Origin of the sequence: Burkholderia sp. 9120, from assembly GCF_000745015.1 — a bacterium.
Taxonomy (GTDB): Bacteria; Pseudomonadota; Gammaproteobacteria; order Burkholderiales; family Burkholderiaceae; genus Paraburkholderia.
In genome coordinates, this window is record NZ_JQNA01000002.1 from 3392850 (window position 1) to 3409576 (window position 16727).

15 protein-coding genes are annotated in these 16727 nt (G+C 65.0%); 10 read left to right on the forward strand and 5 right to left on the reverse strand.

Annotated elements, in window-relative coordinates; all coding sequences use genetic code 11:
* The first annotated feature begins 69 nt into the window (after positions 1-69).
* The 4 genes from FA94_RS23425 (at position 70) to FA94_RS23440 (ending at position 3802) form a co-directional block, all read left to right on the forward strand.
* Complete coding sequence (locus FA94_RS23425) at positions 70-996, forward strand: ABC transporter ATP-binding protein (protein WP_035555726.1); 927 nt, start codon at positions 70-72, stop codon at positions 994-996.
* Positions 993-1754 carry an ABC transporter permease gene (locus tag FA94_RS23430; protein WP_035555728.1) on the forward strand — a complete coding sequence of 254 codons (762 nt, stop codon included), beginning with the start codon at positions 993-995 and terminating at the stop codon, positions 1752-1754. Before FA94_RS23425 ends, FA94_RS23430 begins: the two co-directional genes overlap by 4 nt.
* Before the next feature lie 87 nt (positions 1755-1841).
* Positions 1842-3257, forward strand: a complete 1416-nt coding sequence (locus tag FA94_RS23435) for an amidase (protein ID WP_035555730.1) — start codon at positions 1842-1844, stop codon at positions 3255-3257.
* Positions 3258-3511: 254 nt separating this feature from the next.
* Entirely contained in the window at positions 3512-3802 is a 291-nt protein-coding gene (locus tag FA94_RS23440; RefSeq protein ID WP_035555733.1) for a hypothetical protein, read from the forward strand.
* 90 nt (positions 3803-3892) lie between these two features.
* On the opposite strand, the gene FA94_RS23445 is transcribed toward FA94_RS23440, so the two are convergent.
* From FA94_RS23445 to FA94_RS23460, 4 genes are read right to left on the reverse strand one after another with little or no spacing between them, the layout of a single operon-like run.
* Positions 3893-4783, reverse strand: coding sequence for an SDR family NAD(P)-dependent oxidoreductase (locus tag FA94_RS23445; RefSeq protein ID WP_408304241.1), 891 nt, complete (start codon positions 4781-4783; stop codon positions 3893-3895).
* A gap of 10 nt (positions 4784-4793) precedes the next feature.
* Positions 4794-6047, reverse strand: a complete 1254-nt coding sequence (gene ribBA / locus FA94_RS23450) for a bifunctional 3,4-dihydroxy-2-butanone-4-phosphate synthase/GTP cyclohydrolase II (protein WP_081936073.1) — start codon at positions 6045-6047, stop codon at positions 4794-4796.
* A gap of 52 nt (positions 6048-6099) precedes the next feature.
* Entirely contained in the window at positions 6100-6903 is an 804-nt protein-coding gene (locus FA94_RS23455) for an enoyl-CoA hydratase/isomerase family protein (RefSeq protein WP_035555736.1), read from the reverse strand.
* A gap of 11 nt (positions 6904-6914) precedes the next feature.
* Entirely contained in the window at positions 6915-7895 is a 981-nt protein-coding gene (locus FA94_RS23460; RefSeq protein ID WP_035555753.1) for an alpha/beta hydrolase, read from the reverse strand.
* A 272-nt stretch (positions 7896-8167) separates the two neighbouring features.
* Here FA94_RS23460 and FA94_RS23465 point away from each other — a divergent pair, with 272 nt between their 5' ends.
* The gene (locus FA94_RS23465; RefSeq protein ID WP_035555771.1) at positions 8168-9349 is read left to right on the forward strand and encodes a helix-turn-helix transcriptional regulator; all 1182 of its coding nucleotides are present in this window, start codon (positions 8168-8170) and stop codon (positions 9347-9349) included.
* 148 nt (positions 9350-9497) lie between these two features.
* Here FA94_RS23465 and FA94_RS23470 read toward each other — a convergent pair whose 3' ends face one another.
* Positions 9498-9848 carry a VOC family protein gene (locus FA94_RS23470; protein ID WP_035555784.1) on the reverse strand — a complete coding sequence of 117 codons (351 nt, stop codon included), beginning with the start codon at positions 9846-9848 and terminating at the stop codon, positions 9498-9500.
* A gap of 325 nt (positions 9849-10173) precedes the next feature.
* Here FA94_RS23470 and FA94_RS23475 point away from each other — a divergent pair, with 325 nt between their 5' ends.
* The 5 genes from FA94_RS23475 to FA94_RS23495 all read left to right on the forward strand — a co-directional run bounded on the left by FA94_RS23475 (position 10174) and on the right by FA94_RS23495 (position 16713).
* A complete protein-coding gene (locus FA94_RS23475) occupies positions 10174-11337 on the forward strand; it encodes an LLM class flavin-dependent oxidoreductase (protein WP_035555801.1) in 1164 nt (387 codons plus the stop codon).
* A 168-nt stretch (positions 11338-11505) separates the two neighbouring features.
* On the forward strand, positions 11506-12699 hold the full coding sequence (locus FA94_RS23480; protein ID WP_035555803.1) for a flavin-dependent monooxygenase: 1194 nt from the start codon (positions 11506-11508) through the stop codon (positions 12697-12699).
* Between the two features lie 11 nt (positions 12700-12710).
* A complete protein-coding gene (locus tag FA94_RS23485; RefSeq protein ID WP_035555805.1) occupies positions 12711-14483 on the forward strand; it encodes an FAD-dependent oxidoreductase in 1773 nt (590 codons plus the stop codon).
* Positions 14480-14998: a flavin reductase family protein gene (locus FA94_RS23490; RefSeq protein WP_035555807.1), complete on the forward strand. Its 519-nt coding sequence runs from the start codon at positions 14480-14482 to the stop codon at positions 14996-14998. The genes FA94_RS23485 and FA94_RS23490 overlap by 4 nt, the downstream gene beginning before the upstream one ends.
* A 17-nt stretch (positions 14999-15015) precedes the next feature.
* Positions 15016-16713 carry an FAD-binding protein gene (locus FA94_RS23495; RefSeq protein ID WP_035555809.1) on the forward strand — a complete coding sequence of 566 codons (1698 nt, stop codon included), beginning with the start codon at positions 15016-15018 and terminating at the stop codon, positions 16711-16713.
* Positions 16714-16727: the final 14 nt, after the last annotated feature.

The following is a 16727-nucleotide window of genomic DNA, read 5'->3' on the forward strand; positions in this document are numbered from 1 at the left end:
TTGCGGGGGCGGTGGCGCTTCTGCACCGTTCCCTCTAATCAAACAACGGTGTCTGCCATCGTCGAATCCATGCAGCCAATCGTCTCGGTCACGAATCTGTCGAAAACCTACGCCACGGGTTTTCATGCACTCAAAAACATCAATCTGGCGATCAACCGCGGAGAAATTTTTGCGCTGCTCGGCCCCAATGGCGCGGGCAAGACCACGCTGATCAGCATCATCTGCGGCATTGTCAACGCGAGCACGGGCAGCGTCACGGTAGACGGCCGCGACATCGCGACGGACTATCGCGGCGCCCGCTCGCTGATCGGTCTGGTGCCGCAGGAGTTGACCACCGACTCCTTCGAAACCGTCTGGGCCACCGTCTCGTTCAGCCGCGGCCTGTTCGGCAAGCCGAAAAACCCCGCTTACGTCGAAAAGGTCCTGCGCGACCTGTCGCTGTGGGAAAAGCGCGATAGCAAGATCATCACGCTGTCGGGCGGCATGAAGCGGCGCGTGCTGATCGCCAAGGCGCTCTCGCACGAACCGCGCGTGCTGTTCCTCGACGAACCCACGGCCGGCGTGGACGTCGAATTGCGCCGCGATATGTGGAAGCTGGTGCGCTCGCTCGCCGAGAGCGGCGTGACGATCATTCTCACCACGCACTACATCGACGAAGCCGAGGAAATGGCTGACCGCATCGGCGTGATCAGCGGCGGCGAGATCATGCTCGTGGAAGAAAAAACGGAGCTGATGCGCAAGCTCGGCAAGAAGCAGTTGACGCTGCAACTGGAGAGTCCGCTCGCGGCGGTGCCCGCTTCGCTCGCCGGCTACACGCTGACGCTGGAGAAGAGCGGCAACGAGCTGATCTACACCTACGAAGGCGAAGGCGGCCGTACCGACATCATCGCGTTGCTGAAAGCGCTCGACGACGCCGGCATCCGCTTCAAGGACCTGCACACCACGCAGAGTTCGCTCGAAGACATCTTCGTCAGTCTGCTCCGAGGTGATCAATGAACATCTACGCAATTCGCGCGATCTACAAGTTCGAGATGGCGCGCACCTGGCGCACGCTGATGCAGAGCATCATCGCGCCGGTGATTTCCACGTCGCTGTATTTCGTCGTGTTCGGCGCGGCGATCGGCTCGCGCATCAAGGAGGTGGACGGCATCAGTTACGGCGCGTTCATCGTGCCGGGTCTGATCATGCTGTCGCTGTTGTCGCAGAGTATTTCGAACGCGTCGTTCGGGATTTACTTTCCGCGCTTTACCGGCACGATCTACGAGTTATTGTCGGCGCCGGTGTCGTATCTGGAGATCGTCGTCAGTTATGTGGGCGCGGCAGCTACCAAATCGATTCTGCTCGGGCTGATCATTCTCGCGACCGCGGGCCTGTTCGTGCCGCTGCAAGTGCAGCACCCGTTCTGGATGATTCTGTTTCTGGTGCTGACGGCGGTGACCTTCAGTTTGCTGGGGTTCATCATCGGGATATGGGCGGATAGCTTCGAAAAGCTGCAACTCGTGCCGCTGCTGATCATCACGCCGCTGACCTTTCTGGGCGGCAGCTTCTACGCGATCAATATGCTGCCGCCGTTCTGGAAGGTCGTGACGCTGTTCAATCCGATCGTCTATCTGGTCAGCGGGTTTCGCTGGAGCTTTTATGGACTCGCGGACGTGAATGTCGAAGTGAGTCTCGCCATGACCGGGTTGTTCCTTGCCGTGTTTCTGCTGATCGTGGCGTGGATCTTCAAGACTGGCTACCGCCTCAAGTCGTGATGGGCTGGTGAGCCGATGACCTGCTGGATCGTGCCCGTCGCCGCGCGAAGCTGACCGACATTCTTCACCACGGAGCCGAGAGTCAACATGTCCGTCGATTTGAGTCTGATAGAGCGAAGCGCGTGCGAAGTCGTCGATCTGCTGCGCGAAGAGGCCGTGAGTCCGCACGATCTGCTCGACACGCTGGCCGCGCAGGTGGCGCGTGTCGAACCGCAGGTGAACGCGCTGCCCACGCTGTGTTTCGAACGCGCGCATGCGCATGCCGACGCGCTGCTGAAAAAACCGGTCGCCGAGCGTGGCCTGTTGTGCGGCTTGCCGGTGCCGATCAAGGATCTGACGGACGTGGCCGGTGTGCGCACAACACGCGGCTCGCTGGTGTATCGCGACCGTGTGCCGGAAACCTCGGATATCGGCGTGACCTTGCTCGAAGCGCGTGGCGGCGTGGTCTACGCCAAGTCCAATACGCCGGAGTTCGGTTCGGGCGGGCATACGTACAACAGCGTGTTCGGCATCACGCGTAATCCGTGGGACCTGTCGCGTTCGGCGGGTGGGTCGTCGGGTGGCGCGGCGGCCGCGTTGGCGTCGCGCACCGCGTGGGTCGCGCAGGGCTCCGATCTGGCGGGCTCGCTGCGCACGCCTTCGGCGTTCTGCGGGGTGGTCGGTTTGCGTCCCACGCCGGGACGCGTGTCGTATGGACCGGTTGCCAATCCGTACGACACGCTCGGTATTCATGGGCCGATGGCGCGCAACGTCACCGACGCGGCGTTGCTGCTCGACGCGATGTGCGGCGAAATCGACGGCGCGCCGTTGTCGGTTGGCGAACCGGCAACGTCGTTTCTGACGCATGCGCGCAGGCCGCAGCGGCCAGCCCGGGTGGCGTTCAGCGAAGGACTCGGTATTGCCACCGTCGAGCCGGAGATTCTGTCGATCTGCCGCCGGACCATGGACCGGCTGACCGCGGCCGGCGTCGGCGTGGATGACAGCGACCTCGATCTGAGCGGCGCGAAGCAGGCGTTCCACACGCTGCGCGGCCTCGCGTACGCGACGAATTACGAAGACGTGCTCGCGCAGCATCGTGACGTGCTGAACCCGAACGTGGTCTGGAACATCGAGTTCGGTCTGCAACAGGACAACCGCGCGATGCTGTCGGCGCAGCGCACGCGCAGCCAGCTGTTCTACAAGCTGAATGCACTGCTGCAACGCTACGACGTGCTGATCTGTCCGGCTTCGATCGTGCTGCCGTTTCCGGTCGAGGCACGCGATATACGCGACGCGGTCGGCCAACATTTCGACACCTATATCGACTGGCTCGCGATCACTTACGCGCTGACGCTCACCGGCATGCCGGTGATCGCGATTCCGTGCGGGATGAGCGCGAGCGGCCTGCCGGTCGGTATCCAGATCGTCGGCAAACCGCGTGGCGAGGCGGCGTTGCTGTCGGCGGCGCGGGCCATTGAAGAGACCATCGGCACGTGGGCCACCGGCACGCCGCAAGCTTTCTGAAAGTACGGGCTGTAGCCTCTCTGCATGCCTGAACCGGCGTGGCGGCGTCCTGCCGCCACGTCCTCCGCAGTCCCTTCACGCCCTCCGCAATCCCCCTTAGTCCGTCCGGACGATGCCCATGCACGCCGAATCGCCGTCAATGGCGGTATGCGCCGACAAGGCGTGGACGTCGATCGTCACACACGACGACGCGATGCGGCAGCCGCCAAAGCCGCCGACAGAGGGAGACACGCATGAGAGCAGGAGGGCTGCAAATGAAATCCAGAGTTCAGCGCGATGGACTGATTGCCGGTTTGCTGGTGGCGATCGGCGTGATCGGCGTATCCGTGCGGCAACTCTACGCGTGCGCGTGGAGCGACGAGTTTCCCGGCATGGTGTGCACGGCGGGCTCGTCGTTGTCGCTGTTTCTCGGCATTACCGGCATTGCCGCGCTGGCCGGAAGAATCTGGGCGCGCCGCTCCGGCGCCGACGAGCAATGCTTCACCTTCCTGGGGGCGGTAGGCGGCGCGGCGGTGGTGTTCGCGATGGTGGTCAGTGGGTTCTAGTTACGGGCCCGGTGACGGGCCTGTAGTCGCGTGCAAACAGGTACCTCGACGGCGCGCGCGAAGCGGGCCATCGATGTCACCCGTGCAACCTCACGCGACGATCGCCGGATGTGCCTGCACCGGCCCGCCCAACGCTTCACGATGCGACGGCGGCTGCCGTCCGTCGAGATCGGTGATGCCGTACTCGTGCGCGAGTTCGGCGCCCACCAGCACCAGGCCGGACTTGCTCATTCGCTGCGGGTCGCGATACAGCGCATCGATCAGGCGCCCCGTGAATTGCGGCGTTTCCGCGAGTTCGCTGAAGCCCGCATATTGCTCAGGATTCGCGGCGATCACGCGCGCGGTGCGTTCGGTTTGCAGCATGCCCATCCAGATCGATAAGGCGGCCACGCCGTACGGTTTCAGATCGACGGCCATGTCTTTGGCGAATTTGTCGACGCCCACTTTCTGCGCACCGTACGCCGCGCCGTGCATATAGCAGCTCGCACCGAACGACGAAGTGAACGCGATCAGCCCGCCGCCTTGCGCGGCCATCATCCGCGCGGCGTGCCAGCTCGCGACATAGGCGGAGCGCAAACCGACGTCGAGAATGTCGACCAGATCGAGCGGTTTCTCCCAGAACGGCGCGGGACGTATCAACTCGTCATGCAGGACGGTCGCGTTGTTGACCAGAATATCCAGCCGCCCGCTCGCCTGACGGATGTGCTCGAAGACTTCGGCGACTTGTGCGTCGTCGGCATGATCGCAGGTGAGGGCGATGCCTTTGCCGCCCAGCTTGTCGATTTCGATCGCGGTGGCGTGTACCGTGCCGGGCAACGGCGCGTCGCCTTCCCGTTGCGTGCGGCCGGTGACGTAGACGGTCGCGCCGGTGGCGGCGAGCGCGAGGGCAATGCCCTTGCCGGCGCCGCGCGACGCGCCGGTGACGAGCGCGACGTAGGGTTGATTGCGCTGAGTGATTGCTTGAGTCGTGTCTTGAGTCATGGGCAGTTCGTCAGGAAGTGGCCTGCAGTTCGTACGAAGCGGCTTGCGGTTCGGCATGAACCGAAGCAAGCGATGCAACCGAAGCAACCGCCCCACGTGACGTATTCCCACGCGCAGCGGAATACGCGCGCGCGAGCGGCGCGGCAGTCATGGGGTCGAACGCGTGCGGATTGTCGGGATCGGCTTCACCAAGCGGAATGAACGCCATGATTTCCAGTTCATGCCCCGACAGCGCCGGCAATCTGAACGGACTCGACAACACGTTCAGGCGACGCACGCCGAGGTCGCGCAAAATCTGCGAGCCGATTCCCGAGAGCCGTCCATCCTTGCGCGCCGCCGTACCGTGATTGCGCTGGCCGCGGCCCGCATCGGCATGCATGTCGCAATCGAGCAGCACCGCTACACCGCAACCGGCCGCGTCGATCTTTTGCAGCGCCGCGTGCAACGGCCACGAATGCGCGGACGGTTCCGCATCAAGCAGATCGAGCAGCGAGAAGCATTCATGCACGCGCGTCAGCACCGGGACATCGGGCGAGGGTTCGCCGCGCACCAGCGCGAGATGCGTGGAAGCGCGCACGGTATCGCGATACTGGATCGCGCGAAACGGTCCCCACGGCGTGTGCAGCGGCCGCTCGCCGACGCGTTCCACGAGCGACTCGTTGACGCTGCGATAGTGGATCAGATCGGCGATGGTGCCGATTTTCAGCCCGTGGCGCGCGGCGAATTCGATCAGTTGCGGCAGGCGCGCCATCGTGCCGTCGTCGTTCATGATTTCGCAGATCACCGCGGCGGGCGTCAAGCCGGCCAGCGCGGTGAGATCGCAACCGGCCTCGGTGTGGCCGGCGCGCACCAGCACGCCGCCCGGCCGCGCCGCGATCGGAAAGACGTGGCCCGGCTGCACCAGATGCTCGGCGCGCACGTCGGTGTGAATCGCCGTGCGGATCGTATGCGCGCGGTCGGCGGCGGAGATGCCGGTGGTGACACCGTGCGCCGCCTCGATGCTGATCGTGAACGCGGTACCGTATTGCGTGCCGTTCTGTCTGGCCATCGGCGCGAGTTTGAGGCGCTCGCAATGGTCGGCGCTGAGCGTCAGGCAAACGAGGCCGCGTCCGAAGCGCGCCATGAAATTGATCGCTTCGGGCGTGACGTGGTCGGCGGCGATCAGCAGATCGCCTTCGTTCTCACGGTCTTCTTCGTCGACCAGAATGATCATGCGGCCGGCTTTGAGTTCGGCGACGATTTCGTCGGTGGTGGCCAGTTTCATCGGTGTGGTCCCGTGCTGGGGTGAAAAGGGGAAGTGACGCGCGGGCGTGTCGTCAACGCGCGCCGGAGCCGAAAACGGGGGGACGTCGGTCGAAAAACGCGTCGATGCCTTCGCGGAAATCGTCGCTGGCCGCGCAGTGCAGGAAGCTGCGTTGCTCCGCGTAAAGATGGTCGGCGAAGCTGCGCTGTGGCGCGTGGAGCAGCAGCTCTTTGGTTTGCGCGAACGCATCCGGGGCAAGCGCGCCCATGCGATCGAGCAGCGAACGCGTCTGTTCGGCGAGCTGATCGTCGGGCACGACCCAGTTGACGAGGCCGGCGCGCAACGCTTCGTCGGCGCTATGACGTTCGTCGAGATACAGCCATTGCGCGGCTTGCCGTACGCCGAGCGCGCGCGGCAGCGTATAAGTCGCGCCGCCGTCGGGCGAGGTGCCGATACGGCCGTACGCCGAGGTGAACGTGGCGCGCTGCGCCGCAATCGCGAGATCGCAAGCCGCGACGAGGCTTAGACCGAAGCCCGCGACCGCGCCGTTGACACTCGCGATCACCGGTTTGCGCGAAGCGGCGATGGCCTCGACCGCGCTCTGCGCGAGCCGCACGAGTGTGCCGATCGCACGGTCGCGAATCGCCGGCTTCTCGTCGAGCGCGGTGCGCATGCTGTGCAGGTCGCCGCCCGCCATGAACGCGTGGCCGGCGCCGGTCAGCACGATCGCGCGGATGTCGTCGTGATGCGCGAGCCGCGCGAGCTTGGCGTTCAGTTCGATCGCCATCGCTTCGTTGAGGGCGTTCAACGCGTCGGGGCGGTCGAACGTGAGCGTCGCAATGCCGTCTTCGGCCGCGAGGCGGATCAATGCAGTCATGTCGTGTCGGGTTAGCGGAGTCGGAAAGGCTCGACGTGCAGCGCGTGGCGCAACGCGTGCGCTGCCGTCGTGAGCGCGTGGTCGGCGGCGTCGAGCACGCCGAGCAGGCTCGCGAAACCATGAATCTGGCCGGGCCAGCGCACGTGCGTGGTCAGCACGCCGGCTTGCGCGAGGCGTGCCGCGTAGTGCTCGGCCTCGTCGTGCAACGGGTCGTATTCGGCGCTGATGACGGTGGCGCTCGCCACGCCGCTCAGATCGTCGGCGGCGAGCGGACTGGCGAGAGGATCGGCGCGCTGGGCGTGGTCGGCGGCAGGGCCGAAATACTGGTCCTTGAACCAGCGCATCTGGTCCGCGCTCAGAAAGTAGCCGTCACCCTTCGATTCGTATGACGGATGTTCGGTTGCGCAATCAACGACCGGGTAGAGCAGCAGTTGGTGCGCAATCACCACACCGCCAGCCACGCCGCTATGACGCAACTGTTGCGCGGCCACTGCGGCAAGATTGCCGCCGGCGCTGTCGCCGGCAACGGCCAACGCGCCGGGTCGCACGCGCAGGTCGGCCGAATGGGCGGCGGCCCAGCGCACGGCGTCGAGCGCATCGTGCACGGCGGCGGGGAAAGGCGCTTCGGGCGCGAGCCGATAATCGACCGATAGCACGACCGTTTGCGCCCGCTGCGCCAGACAGCGGCAGATATTCGCGTGCGTATCGAGCCCGCACGACACGAAGCCGCCGCCGTGGAAAAACACCGTGAGCGGCAGCAGCGCGTTGCTGTCGCCGTTATCGACCACCGGGCGATAAACGCGCGCGGCAATCGATCCGTTCGCGGTGGGAATCAGCAGGTCCTCTTCCGCGGCGATCGGATCGCCTGGCGCAAAGCCACCGCCCGCGGCGAGGATCGCGCGATAAGCCGGCGCCGTGAGTTGCGTGAAATCGAGCGCGGGCATGCCGGCGAACGCGGCGAGCAGGGCTTGCGCCTGGGGATCGAGCGCCATCGGGTCTCCTTGGAATGGTGCGGCAGCGGCTATAGCCGGTATTTGAAAACGCTCGTACGCCCCGCAAAACGCGGGCGACGGCGCATCGGGACACGGCACTGAATGCATTGAAGCGCGGCGCTCTGGCCGGGGCATCGTCCGATTGGACGAGAGTTCGTTCGCACGCTCTGCGAAACTTTCCCCGGCTAAGTACTTCCACCGATGCCAGCGGACGGAGCGGCCCGTAAGCTTGGCGTCGCGATGCTAAATCGCATGGAGGACGGAGCGTGTTGATGGAGACAAAATGGGCCCCTGAAGAGGGCCAGGCCGCGAGTGAATTGCCGGACATGAACGTCGCGCAATTCAGCGAGCTTGCCGCGCGTATTTATCAGGGCCCGCTGGAAAGCACCCCCTGGGCCAGCGCACTTGAACTGATTCGTACCTCGCTCGGCGCGAGCTACGTGACGCTGATTCTGCGTTCGCCTTCGAGCGACCGGCGCGGGCTGATGGTGCATGCGTCGGAAATGGGCACGGGCGTGCCGGGCGAAGCGTCGTACAACAACTACTACTATTCGCTCGATCCGTTCGTCGGTTTGCCCGCGGATCGCGTGGTGACCGTCGACGAAGTATTCGGCGACACCGGCTGGCTCACCAGCGAGTTGTACAAGCAGTTCCTGAAGCCCGCCGATATCCGCTACATCATGGGTGCGGATCTGCGGACGGAGTCGGGCGTCGAGTGCCGTTTCCGCGTGTGCCGCAAGCACAGCGCGACGCATTTTTCCGCGCGCGACAAGGCGTTTTGCGCGTTGCTGCTGCCGCATTTGCGGCGCGCGGTCGAATTGCATTCGCGGCTCGATATCGTCGAATCGGAGCGCACGCTGTACGCGAGCGCGATTGACCGGATGCTGGTGGGCACGGTCACGCTCGACGAGAGCGGCGCGATCATGCGCACCAATAGCGTGGCCGACGAAATCCTCGCGCAAGGCAATGGGCTGCGGATTACGCACGGCAATGTCGAGGCGACGGACGCGCAGGAGAACCGCAATCTGCAACGCCTCGTGCGTCATGCGCTGATGGGACACTTCGGCACCGCTGCGCCGATCGTGGAAGCCATGCCGATCACGCGCGGTTGCGACAAGCCGAAACTCGGCGTGCTGGTGCGCACGATTCCGCTGTCGGACTGGTCCGAGGACAACAAGCGGCGGCCGGCGACCGTGCTGTTCTTGCGCGACCCCGATCGCAAGTCGCAAGGCTCGCAGGAGATCGTGCGCAAGCTGTTCGATCTCACGCCGGCGGAGACGTCGCTGGCGTTGCTGCTGACCAATGGTTTGACGCTTGAAGAGGCCGCTGACGAGTTGGGGATCAGCAAGAACACCGCACGGGCTCATTTGCGGGCGATCTTTTCGAAGACCGGCGTGACGCGTCAGGCGACGCTCGTGCGGATTCTGCTGGGTAGCGTGGTGCCGCTCGGTTAAGGAAGCACGAGACACACGAGACACAAGAGAAACACAAGTTGCTTGCGGCTCGCAGTGCCTGTTTCGGCAACGCACTGCGGGCGTTTCGACTGAACTTCAATTCTTCAATTAACTGACGCGCGCGTATCCGGCGCGCGTCAGTTAAACCTCAACCCACGCGCTTCTGCGACAGCACCAGCAGCGCACCGTTTTTATCTTCCAGCACCGCGCGCAATTCATGCGGACCTTGCTGCACCGGCACCCGCACTGAAGCGCCAGCCGCCACGACGCGCGCCATTGCCGCATACAGGTCGTCGTTTTCTTCCACGCGAAACACCAGCGCCGGGCGCTCGACGATCCGTTCCTCGCCCGCGACCAGGGCAATCGTCAGCCCCACGCCATCGAGCGCGCAATAGCGCTCTCCGTCACGGAATTTCACCGCCAGTCCCAGCCCGTCGACAAACAGCGGCAGTGCCGCGTCGATCGAGTCGACCGGGTACAGCATTATCGAAGCCTTCATTGCATGGCACTCCCATCGTTGAGCGTTGTCGTTCGCGTTGTTTTTGATTGACCGCGCTTCGATCGTAGCGCCGCGCGCACGCGTCGCACGAGGTCCAATCGGACTAGCCGCCACGCAAAAAACGGCCTTAAAACAGGCCTGAAAACGCTGCCGATAAAAACTTCCCCGCCAAACCCCCGCCGTTAATCCAAACAGACGATGCCGGCAAGCACGCGCGATCTGAAACTGCGTTTCGTGGACCGTCACGATTCCGACCAGGTTCAGCGCCGGATCGCGGGCGGACCGCCCGATTCAGCACAGTCCAAAATTCATGGAGACGCACGCAATGAAGTTTTCTCTGATTTACGAAGCCCAGACCACGGACGCTTCGCGGGAAGGCGATCACCGGGTATTCAAGGAGACCGTCGAGCAGGCCCTGCTTGCCGAGCAGATGGGTTTCGACACCGTCTGGTGCGTCGAACACACGTCGCTGACGAATTACGCGCACATGAGCGCGCCGGAAACCTTCCTCGCCTATCTGGCCGGCCGCACCACTCGCATTGGCCTCGGCCACGGCGTGATCTGCCTGCCGCCCGCAATGAACCATCCGATCAAGGTCGCGGAGCGCGTCGCGATGCTCGACATTCTATCGGGCGGCCGCGTGCATTTCGGCGTCGGCAAGGGCGGCAGCCAGCAGGAGGCCGGCGCGTTCGGCTACGACCTCGCCGAACTGCAGCCGATGATCGACGAATCGATGTACCTCGTGCCGAAGATGTTCGTGCAGGACGAGATCGAGCACGACGGCAAATACATCAAGATCCCCAAACGGCCGATTCACCCGAAGCCGTTCCAGGACCCGCATCCGCCGATGTACATGGCGTGCACCAACAACGACGGCCTGTTGCGCGCCGGACAACGCGGCCTCGGCGCGCTGGTGCTCGGCTTCGGCGGCCCCGATGAAGTGGCGAAGAAAAACGCGCTGTATCGCGAAGCGTGGGCCACCCGCAAGCCGGAAGACCAGGTCGGCTTCCGTCCGACCCAGCATCTGGCCGCGCTGTGCCCGGCGGTGGTGATGAACGACGGCCAGCAGGCTCGCAAGATCGGCATTCGCGGACAACGCTATTTCATGGAATCGCTCGCGTACTGGTACACGGGCGGCGAGCGTCCCGATCCGTCGAGCTGGGGCGACGACCTCGTGAAGGGCAACACCGGCGAAATGGTGATCCGCTCGCGCTTCGCGTCGGAAGAAGTGGTGGTGGACTTCAGCGACCCGGCGCTCTCGATGATGAACCCGAATCACGCGTACGGCACGGTCGACGATTGCATCGGCTACGTGGGCCGTCTGATGGAAGCGGGTGTGGACGAAGTGCTGTTCCTGTGCCAGATGGGCACCGTGTCGCAGGAAGCGCAGCTCGAAACGATCCGCAATATCGGCGAGCACGTGATCCCTTACTTCAATCGCGTCAAAGCGGAGAAGCAGGCTCAAACGCAGGCTCAAGCCGTCGCCTGACGCAACGGGAGCGTGAACCGGCCGCGCGCGGGCCGCTAGTCTCTTCAGACGATGCGACGCGCCGGCCGGCCCTCGAAGATGACCCTGACAGAACAAGCGCGAACTCAGTCGCGCGTGAGACTGGAGTCAGCGCCAACGCGCCGGCTCCGGTCGATATAGGAGACAGCCGTGCATCGAGACAACGATTCGAATACGCTTGCAGCCGAACTGATTGCCCGCGCCGAAGCCCTCGCGCCGATGCTGGCCGGGCGCGCCGCGCAGGCCGAGGCAAACGGGCGCATTCCCGCCGACACCGTGGCCGATTTTCAGGCGGCCGGTTTGTTCAAGGTATTGCAGCCCAAACGCTATGGCGGCTACGAACTCGATCCGCAAACCTTCTTCGAGATTCAGATGGCGGTGGCGCGCGGCTGCATGTCGAGCGCGTGGGTGTACGGCGTGGTCGGCGTGCATAACTGGCAGCTCGCGCTGTTCGACGAACGCGCGCAGCAGGACGTGTGGGGCCAGGACCCGAGCACGCTGATCGCCTCGACCTATATGCCGGTGGGACGCGTCACGCCGGTTGAAGGCGGCTTCCGCCTGTCGGGTCACTGGAAATTTTCCAGCGGCAGCGAACTGTGCGACTGGGTGTTTCTCGGCGCATTGGTGCCGCCCGCGAAAGACGGCGAACCGCCCGAATACCGCACGTTTTTGCTGCCGAAAAGCGATTACACGATTCAGCAGGACTGGGACGTGCTCGGCTTGCGCGCGACCGGCAGCCACGACATTCTCGTCGACGACGCGTTCGTGCCGGACTACCGCACGCACAAAGCGATAGACGGCATGATGGGCACGAGCCCCGGTCTCGCGGTGAACGACGCGGCGCTGTTTCATCTGCCGTTCGCACAGATTTTCGTGCGGGCGGTTTGCACGGCGTGTATTGGCGCATTGCAGGGCGCGCTCGACGATTTCACCGGCTACGCCGCCACGCGCGTGAGCGCCAACAGCGGCGCGAAAACGACCGACGACACCGGCGCGCAAACCGCGTGCGCCAACGCGTCGGTCGCGATCGACGAAATGAAGGTGCTGCTCAAGCGCAATTTCGCCGAGCTGATGGCGGCGGCCAACGGCGGCCCCGAGGTATCGATCGAACGTCGCGTGCTGTTCCGCTATCAATCCGCGCAAGTGGCCGAACGCTGCGCGCAGGCGGCCAATGCGCTGCTGCGTTACGCGGGCGGCAACGGCATCTATCACCGCAATCCGCTGGTGCGGCGCTTCCTCGATCTGCATGCGGCGCGCGCGCACTACGCGAACAACGTCGACCGGTTTGGACAGAACCTCGGCGCGGTGATGCTGGGACGCCCGAACACCGACTTCTTCGTCTGACGGGCGCCGCCATGAGCGAACAGCAAACGCAGACGCAGGTGTTCGATGTCGTGGTGGTCGGTTCCGGCGCGGGCGGCATGCTGGCCGCCTGCCGCGCGGCCGACCGCGGCCTCTCGGCGGTGGTGCTCGAAAAGAGCGACGTGTACGGCGGCACGACGGCGGTGTCGGGCGGCGGTATCTGGATTCCGTGCAATCACCATATCGCCGAACTCGGCGCGACCGATACGCGCGCGGCGGCGCGTACCTATCTCGATGCCTGCACGCAAGGCGTGACAGCCAGCGACAAGCTCGACGCGTATCTCGACCTCGCGCCGGAGATGCTGCGCTATGTCGAAGCGAATACGCCGGTGCGCTACGAATCGCTGCCGAAGTATGCCGACTACTTCCAGCATCTGCCGGGCTCGATGCCGGGTTATCGCGCGCTCGATCCGTTGCCGGTCGACGGCGCGTCGCTCGGCGCCGAATTCGCGCGGCTGCGGCTGCCTTCGCCGGGCACGCTGATCGGCGGACGCGTGGCGGTGACGTCGAAAGAAGCGCATGTGCTGCTGTCGAAGGCACCCGGTTATATCGGCCTCGCGTTGAAGCAGTTCGGCCGCTACTGGTTCGATATCGGTTCGCGGATGCGCTCGCGCCGCGATCGTCGCCTGACGCTGGGGAATGCACTGGCCGGCGGCTTGCGCCGTGCGTTGCTCGACCGCAAGGTGCCGCTGTGGCTGAACGCGCCGATGCGTGAGCTGCTCGAAGCGGACGGGCGCGTAACGGGCGTCGTGGTCGAACGCGACGGCCAGGCCGTGCGTGTGCTGGCCAGACGCGGCGTGATTCTCGCGGCAGGCGGCTTCGAACGGAATCAGGCCATGCGCGAACGCTATCTGCCGCATCCGACGCAAGCGGATTGGAGTGCCACGCCGCCCAACAATACTGGCGACGCCATCGCGGCAGGCCTTCAACTCGGCGCACACATCGCGCTGATGGAGCATGTGTGGGGCGCACCGACCGTGCATGTCGATCGCGAGGAAAAGCAGCGCGCGCTGTTCGTGGAGCGTAATTTGCCCGGCTGCGTGATCGTCAACGGACTCGGCAAGCGCTTCGTCAACGAAGCGGCGCCCTATTCGGAGTTCGTTCCCGCGATGTATCGCGACCATGCGCAAACGGGCGCGTGCGTGCCCGCGTGGATGGTGTTCGACGCGCGCTTTCGCCGCAACTATCCGTGCGGGCCGATCATGCCGGGTTCGATGATGCCCGACGCGCGGATTCCCGCGGCGTTTCGCTCGCTGCTGTACAAGGCCGACTCATTGGACGCATTGGCCGCGCTGATCGGCGTGGACGCCGCGGGCTTGCGCGACACCGTGGCGAAAATGAATCGCTACGCCGCCAGCGGCGTGGATGAAGAGTTCGCCAAAGGCGGCAACGCATTCGACACCTACTACGGCGACCCGAGCGTCAAACCGAACCCCTGTCTCGCGCCGCTCGACACCGGCCCGTTCTACGCGGTGCGCGTCGACGCGGGCGACATCGGCACGAAAGGCGGGCTCATCACCGACGCGTTCGCCCGCGTGCTGCGCGAGGATGCGTCGCCGATTGCCGGTCTCTACGCGATCGGCAACACCAGCGCGTCGATGATGGGCGCGAGCTATCCGGGCGCGGGCTCGACGCTCGGCCCGGCGATGACCTTCGGCTACATCGCCGCCAATCATCTCGCCGACGGTAAAGCCGAAGCGAATACCGAAACGAGCGCCGAACCGAATACCGAAGCCAACAGCGAACTCCGCGGAGTCACACCATGACCGAACTCAATGCCCATCCGCTGCGCGCCGACATGCTGCTCGCCATGCGCCGTCTCGCGCGCTCGGTGGCCGTGATCAGTTGCAGCGACGGCGAGCGCCGCTATTCGATGTCGGCCACCGCGGTCGATTCGCTGTCCACGGAGCCGCCTTCGCTGCTGATCTGCATCAACCGCAATTCGTCGATCTTTCCGCCGCTCGATCAGGGCGCGGCGTTTTGCGTGAACGTGCTGTCGGCGCAGCATCAGCACATCGCGATCGATTGCAGCGGCCGCCTGAAAGGCGAGGAGCGTTTCAGCACCGGCGACTGGCAACGCTCGGCGAACGGCGTGCCGTTTCTGCTCGACGCGCAGGCTAGTCTGATCTGCACGCAGGACGGCCGGTTCGACTACGGCACGCATGCGATTTTTATCGGCCGCGTGGAGCAGGTGCTGATCAGCGGCGAGGTCGATCCGCTGGTGTATGTGGACGGCGTCTATACGACGGCCACGACGCTCGTGCGTTGCGCGACGGCTTGAACGAGGCACACCGCGCCATGCACGAATCCGCAACCGCCCAGCACGACTTCGCGACACCGGTGGACGCGCCGCTCGTCGTCGACGATGCGGCGCTGATGCGCTGGGACGATGTCTGCGACGTGCTGATCGCGGGCTTCGGCGCGACCGGTGCTTGCGCCGCGCTCGAAGCGGCGGCGGCCGGCGCGAAGGTGCGCATTGTCGAGCGTTTCGAAGGCGGTGGCGCGAGCGCGAAAAGCGGCGGCGTGGTGTACGCGGGCGGCGGCACGCGTTATCAGAACGAAGCGGGCTATAGCGACACGCCCGAGGCGATGTTCGCGTACCTGCAACAGGAAGTGGGCGACGCCGTCTCCGCCGCGACGCTCGAACGCTTTTGCGCGGGCAGCGTCGAGATGCTGCGCTGGCTCGAACGGCTCGGCGTGCAATTCGGCGCGTCGGTGCCGCCGCGCAAGACCTCGTATCCGCAGAATCGCTACTACCTGTACTACTCCGGCAACGAATCAGTGGGCGACGCCGAGCGCGAACATGCGCCCGCGCCGCGCGGTCATCGCGTGGTTGGAGACGGTATGTCGGGCCGCGTGCTGTACGACACGCTGCGTCGCGCGGTCGAGTCGCAACCGTTTATCGACACGATGTGCCACGCCAGCGTGCGCCGCCTCGTGACCGACCGCAACGGTCGCGTGATCGGCGCGCAGGTCTGGCAGGTCGCGCCGGGTCAGGCGCAGCGCGCGCATAAGCGGCTCGCGCGGTGGGCCGAACGTTTGCATAACGGCACGCCGGCGTGGGCGGATCGCTTGCGCGCCGCGCTGCATCGTATCGAGTTGCGCGAAAGCCGGCTCATCACGATCAAGGCCGACGCGGTGATCCTCAGCACCGGCGGCTTCATCTTCAATCGTTCGATGATCGCGCGCCACGCGCCGCGTTATCTGCCGAACTGGCGGCTCGGCACGACCGGTTGCGACGGCGCGGGCATCCGGCTCGGGGTGTCGGCGGGCGGCGTGGCGACGCGGCTCGAACGCGTGTCCGCATGGCGCTTCATCAATCCGCCGTATGCGTGGGCGCAGGGCTGCGTGGTGGATCGTCGCGGCGCGCGCTTCTGCAACGAGGAAGTGTATGGCGCCGCGCTCGGCCACGCGATGTGCGAAACCCGCGACGGCCACGCGTGGCTGATTCTCGACGCGCGTCTTGTCAGGCACGCATTGCATGAGTGCCGGCGCGGCAAGCTGTGGGCATTTCAAAGCGTGCCCGCAATGCTGCTGATGCTCGCCGGCCGCAAGCGCGGCAAGTCGCTGGACGAACTTGCCGCACGTATGCGCTGCGATCCGGCGGTGTTGAAGCAAACCGTCGCCACTTACAACGCGGCTGCGGTGAGCGGTGTCGATCGCGAGTTCGGCAAATCCGCCGCCATGTTGCAGCCGCTCGCGCACGGTCCTTACTACGCGATCGATATCTCGTCGGACAGCCGCATTTTTCCGTGCCCGTCAATCACGCTCGGCGGCTTGCGGGTCGACGAAACGAGCAACGCGGTGCTGTCGGCGCAAGGCGAACCGGTCGCGGGCCTGTTTGCCGCCGGCCGCGCCGCGTGCGGACTCGCATCGAATCATTACGTGAGCGGCCTCTCGCTCGCGGACTGTATCTGGTCCGGCCGCCAGGCGGGCCGGGCCGCAGCGGGCGTGGTTCTCGCGAACCGCACCCATTCCCTGACTGAAACTGACTGACACTGAAAGAGAGA

Coding starts and splice junctions, on each gene's coding strand:
- ribBA (WP_081936073.1), bottom strand. CDS start 6,047: ATGAAACTGGCCACCACCGACGAAATCGTCGCCGAACTCAAAGCCGGC.
- FA94_RS23495 (WP_035555809.1), top strand. CDS start 15,016: ATGCACGAATCCGCAACCGCCCAGCACGACTTCGCGACACCGGTGGAC.
- FA94_RS23430 (WP_035555728.1), top strand. CDS start 993: ATGAACATCTACGCAATTCGCGCGATCTACAAGTTCGAGATGGCGCGC.
- FA94_RS23455 (WP_035555736.1), bottom strand. CDS start 6,903: ATGACTGCATTGATCCGCCTCGCGGCCGAAGACGGCATTGCGACGCTC.
- FA94_RS23440 (WP_035555733.1), top strand. CDS start 3,512: ATGAAATCCAGAGTTCAGCGCGATGGACTGATTGCCGGTTTGCTGGTG.
- FA94_RS23475 (WP_035555801.1), top strand. CDS start 10,174: ATGAAGTTTTCTCTGATTTACGAAGCCCAGACCACGGACGCTTCGCGG.
- FA94_RS23460 (WP_035555753.1), bottom strand. CDS start 7,895: ATGGCGCTCGATCCCCAGGCGCAAGCCCTGCTCGCCGCGTTCGCCGGC.
- FA94_RS23485 (WP_035555805.1), top strand. CDS start 12,711: ATGAGCGAACAGCAAACGCAGACGCAGGTGTTCGATGTCGTGGTGGTC.
- FA94_RS23435 (WP_035555730.1), top strand. CDS start 1,842: ATGTCCGTCGATTTGAGTCTGATAGAGCGAAGCGCGTGCGAAGTCGTC.
- FA94_RS23490 (WP_035555807.1), top strand. CDS start 14,480: ATGACCGAACTCAATGCCCATCCGCTGCGCGCCGACATGCTGCTCGCC.
- FA94_RS23470 (WP_035555784.1), bottom strand. CDS start 9,848: ATGAAGGCTTCGATAATGCTGTACCCGGTCGACTCGATCGACGCGGCA.
- FA94_RS23465 (WP_035555771.1), top strand. CDS start 8,168: ATGGAGACAAAATGGGCCCCTGAAGAGGGCCAGGCCGCGAGTGAATTG.
- FA94_RS23425 (WP_035555726.1), top strand. CDS start 70: ATGCAGCCAATCGTCTCGGTCACGAATCTGTCGAAAACCTACGCCACG.
- FA94_RS23445 (WP_408304241.1), bottom strand. CDS start 4,783: ATGACTCAAGACACGACTCAAGCAATCACTCAGCGCAATCAACCCTAC.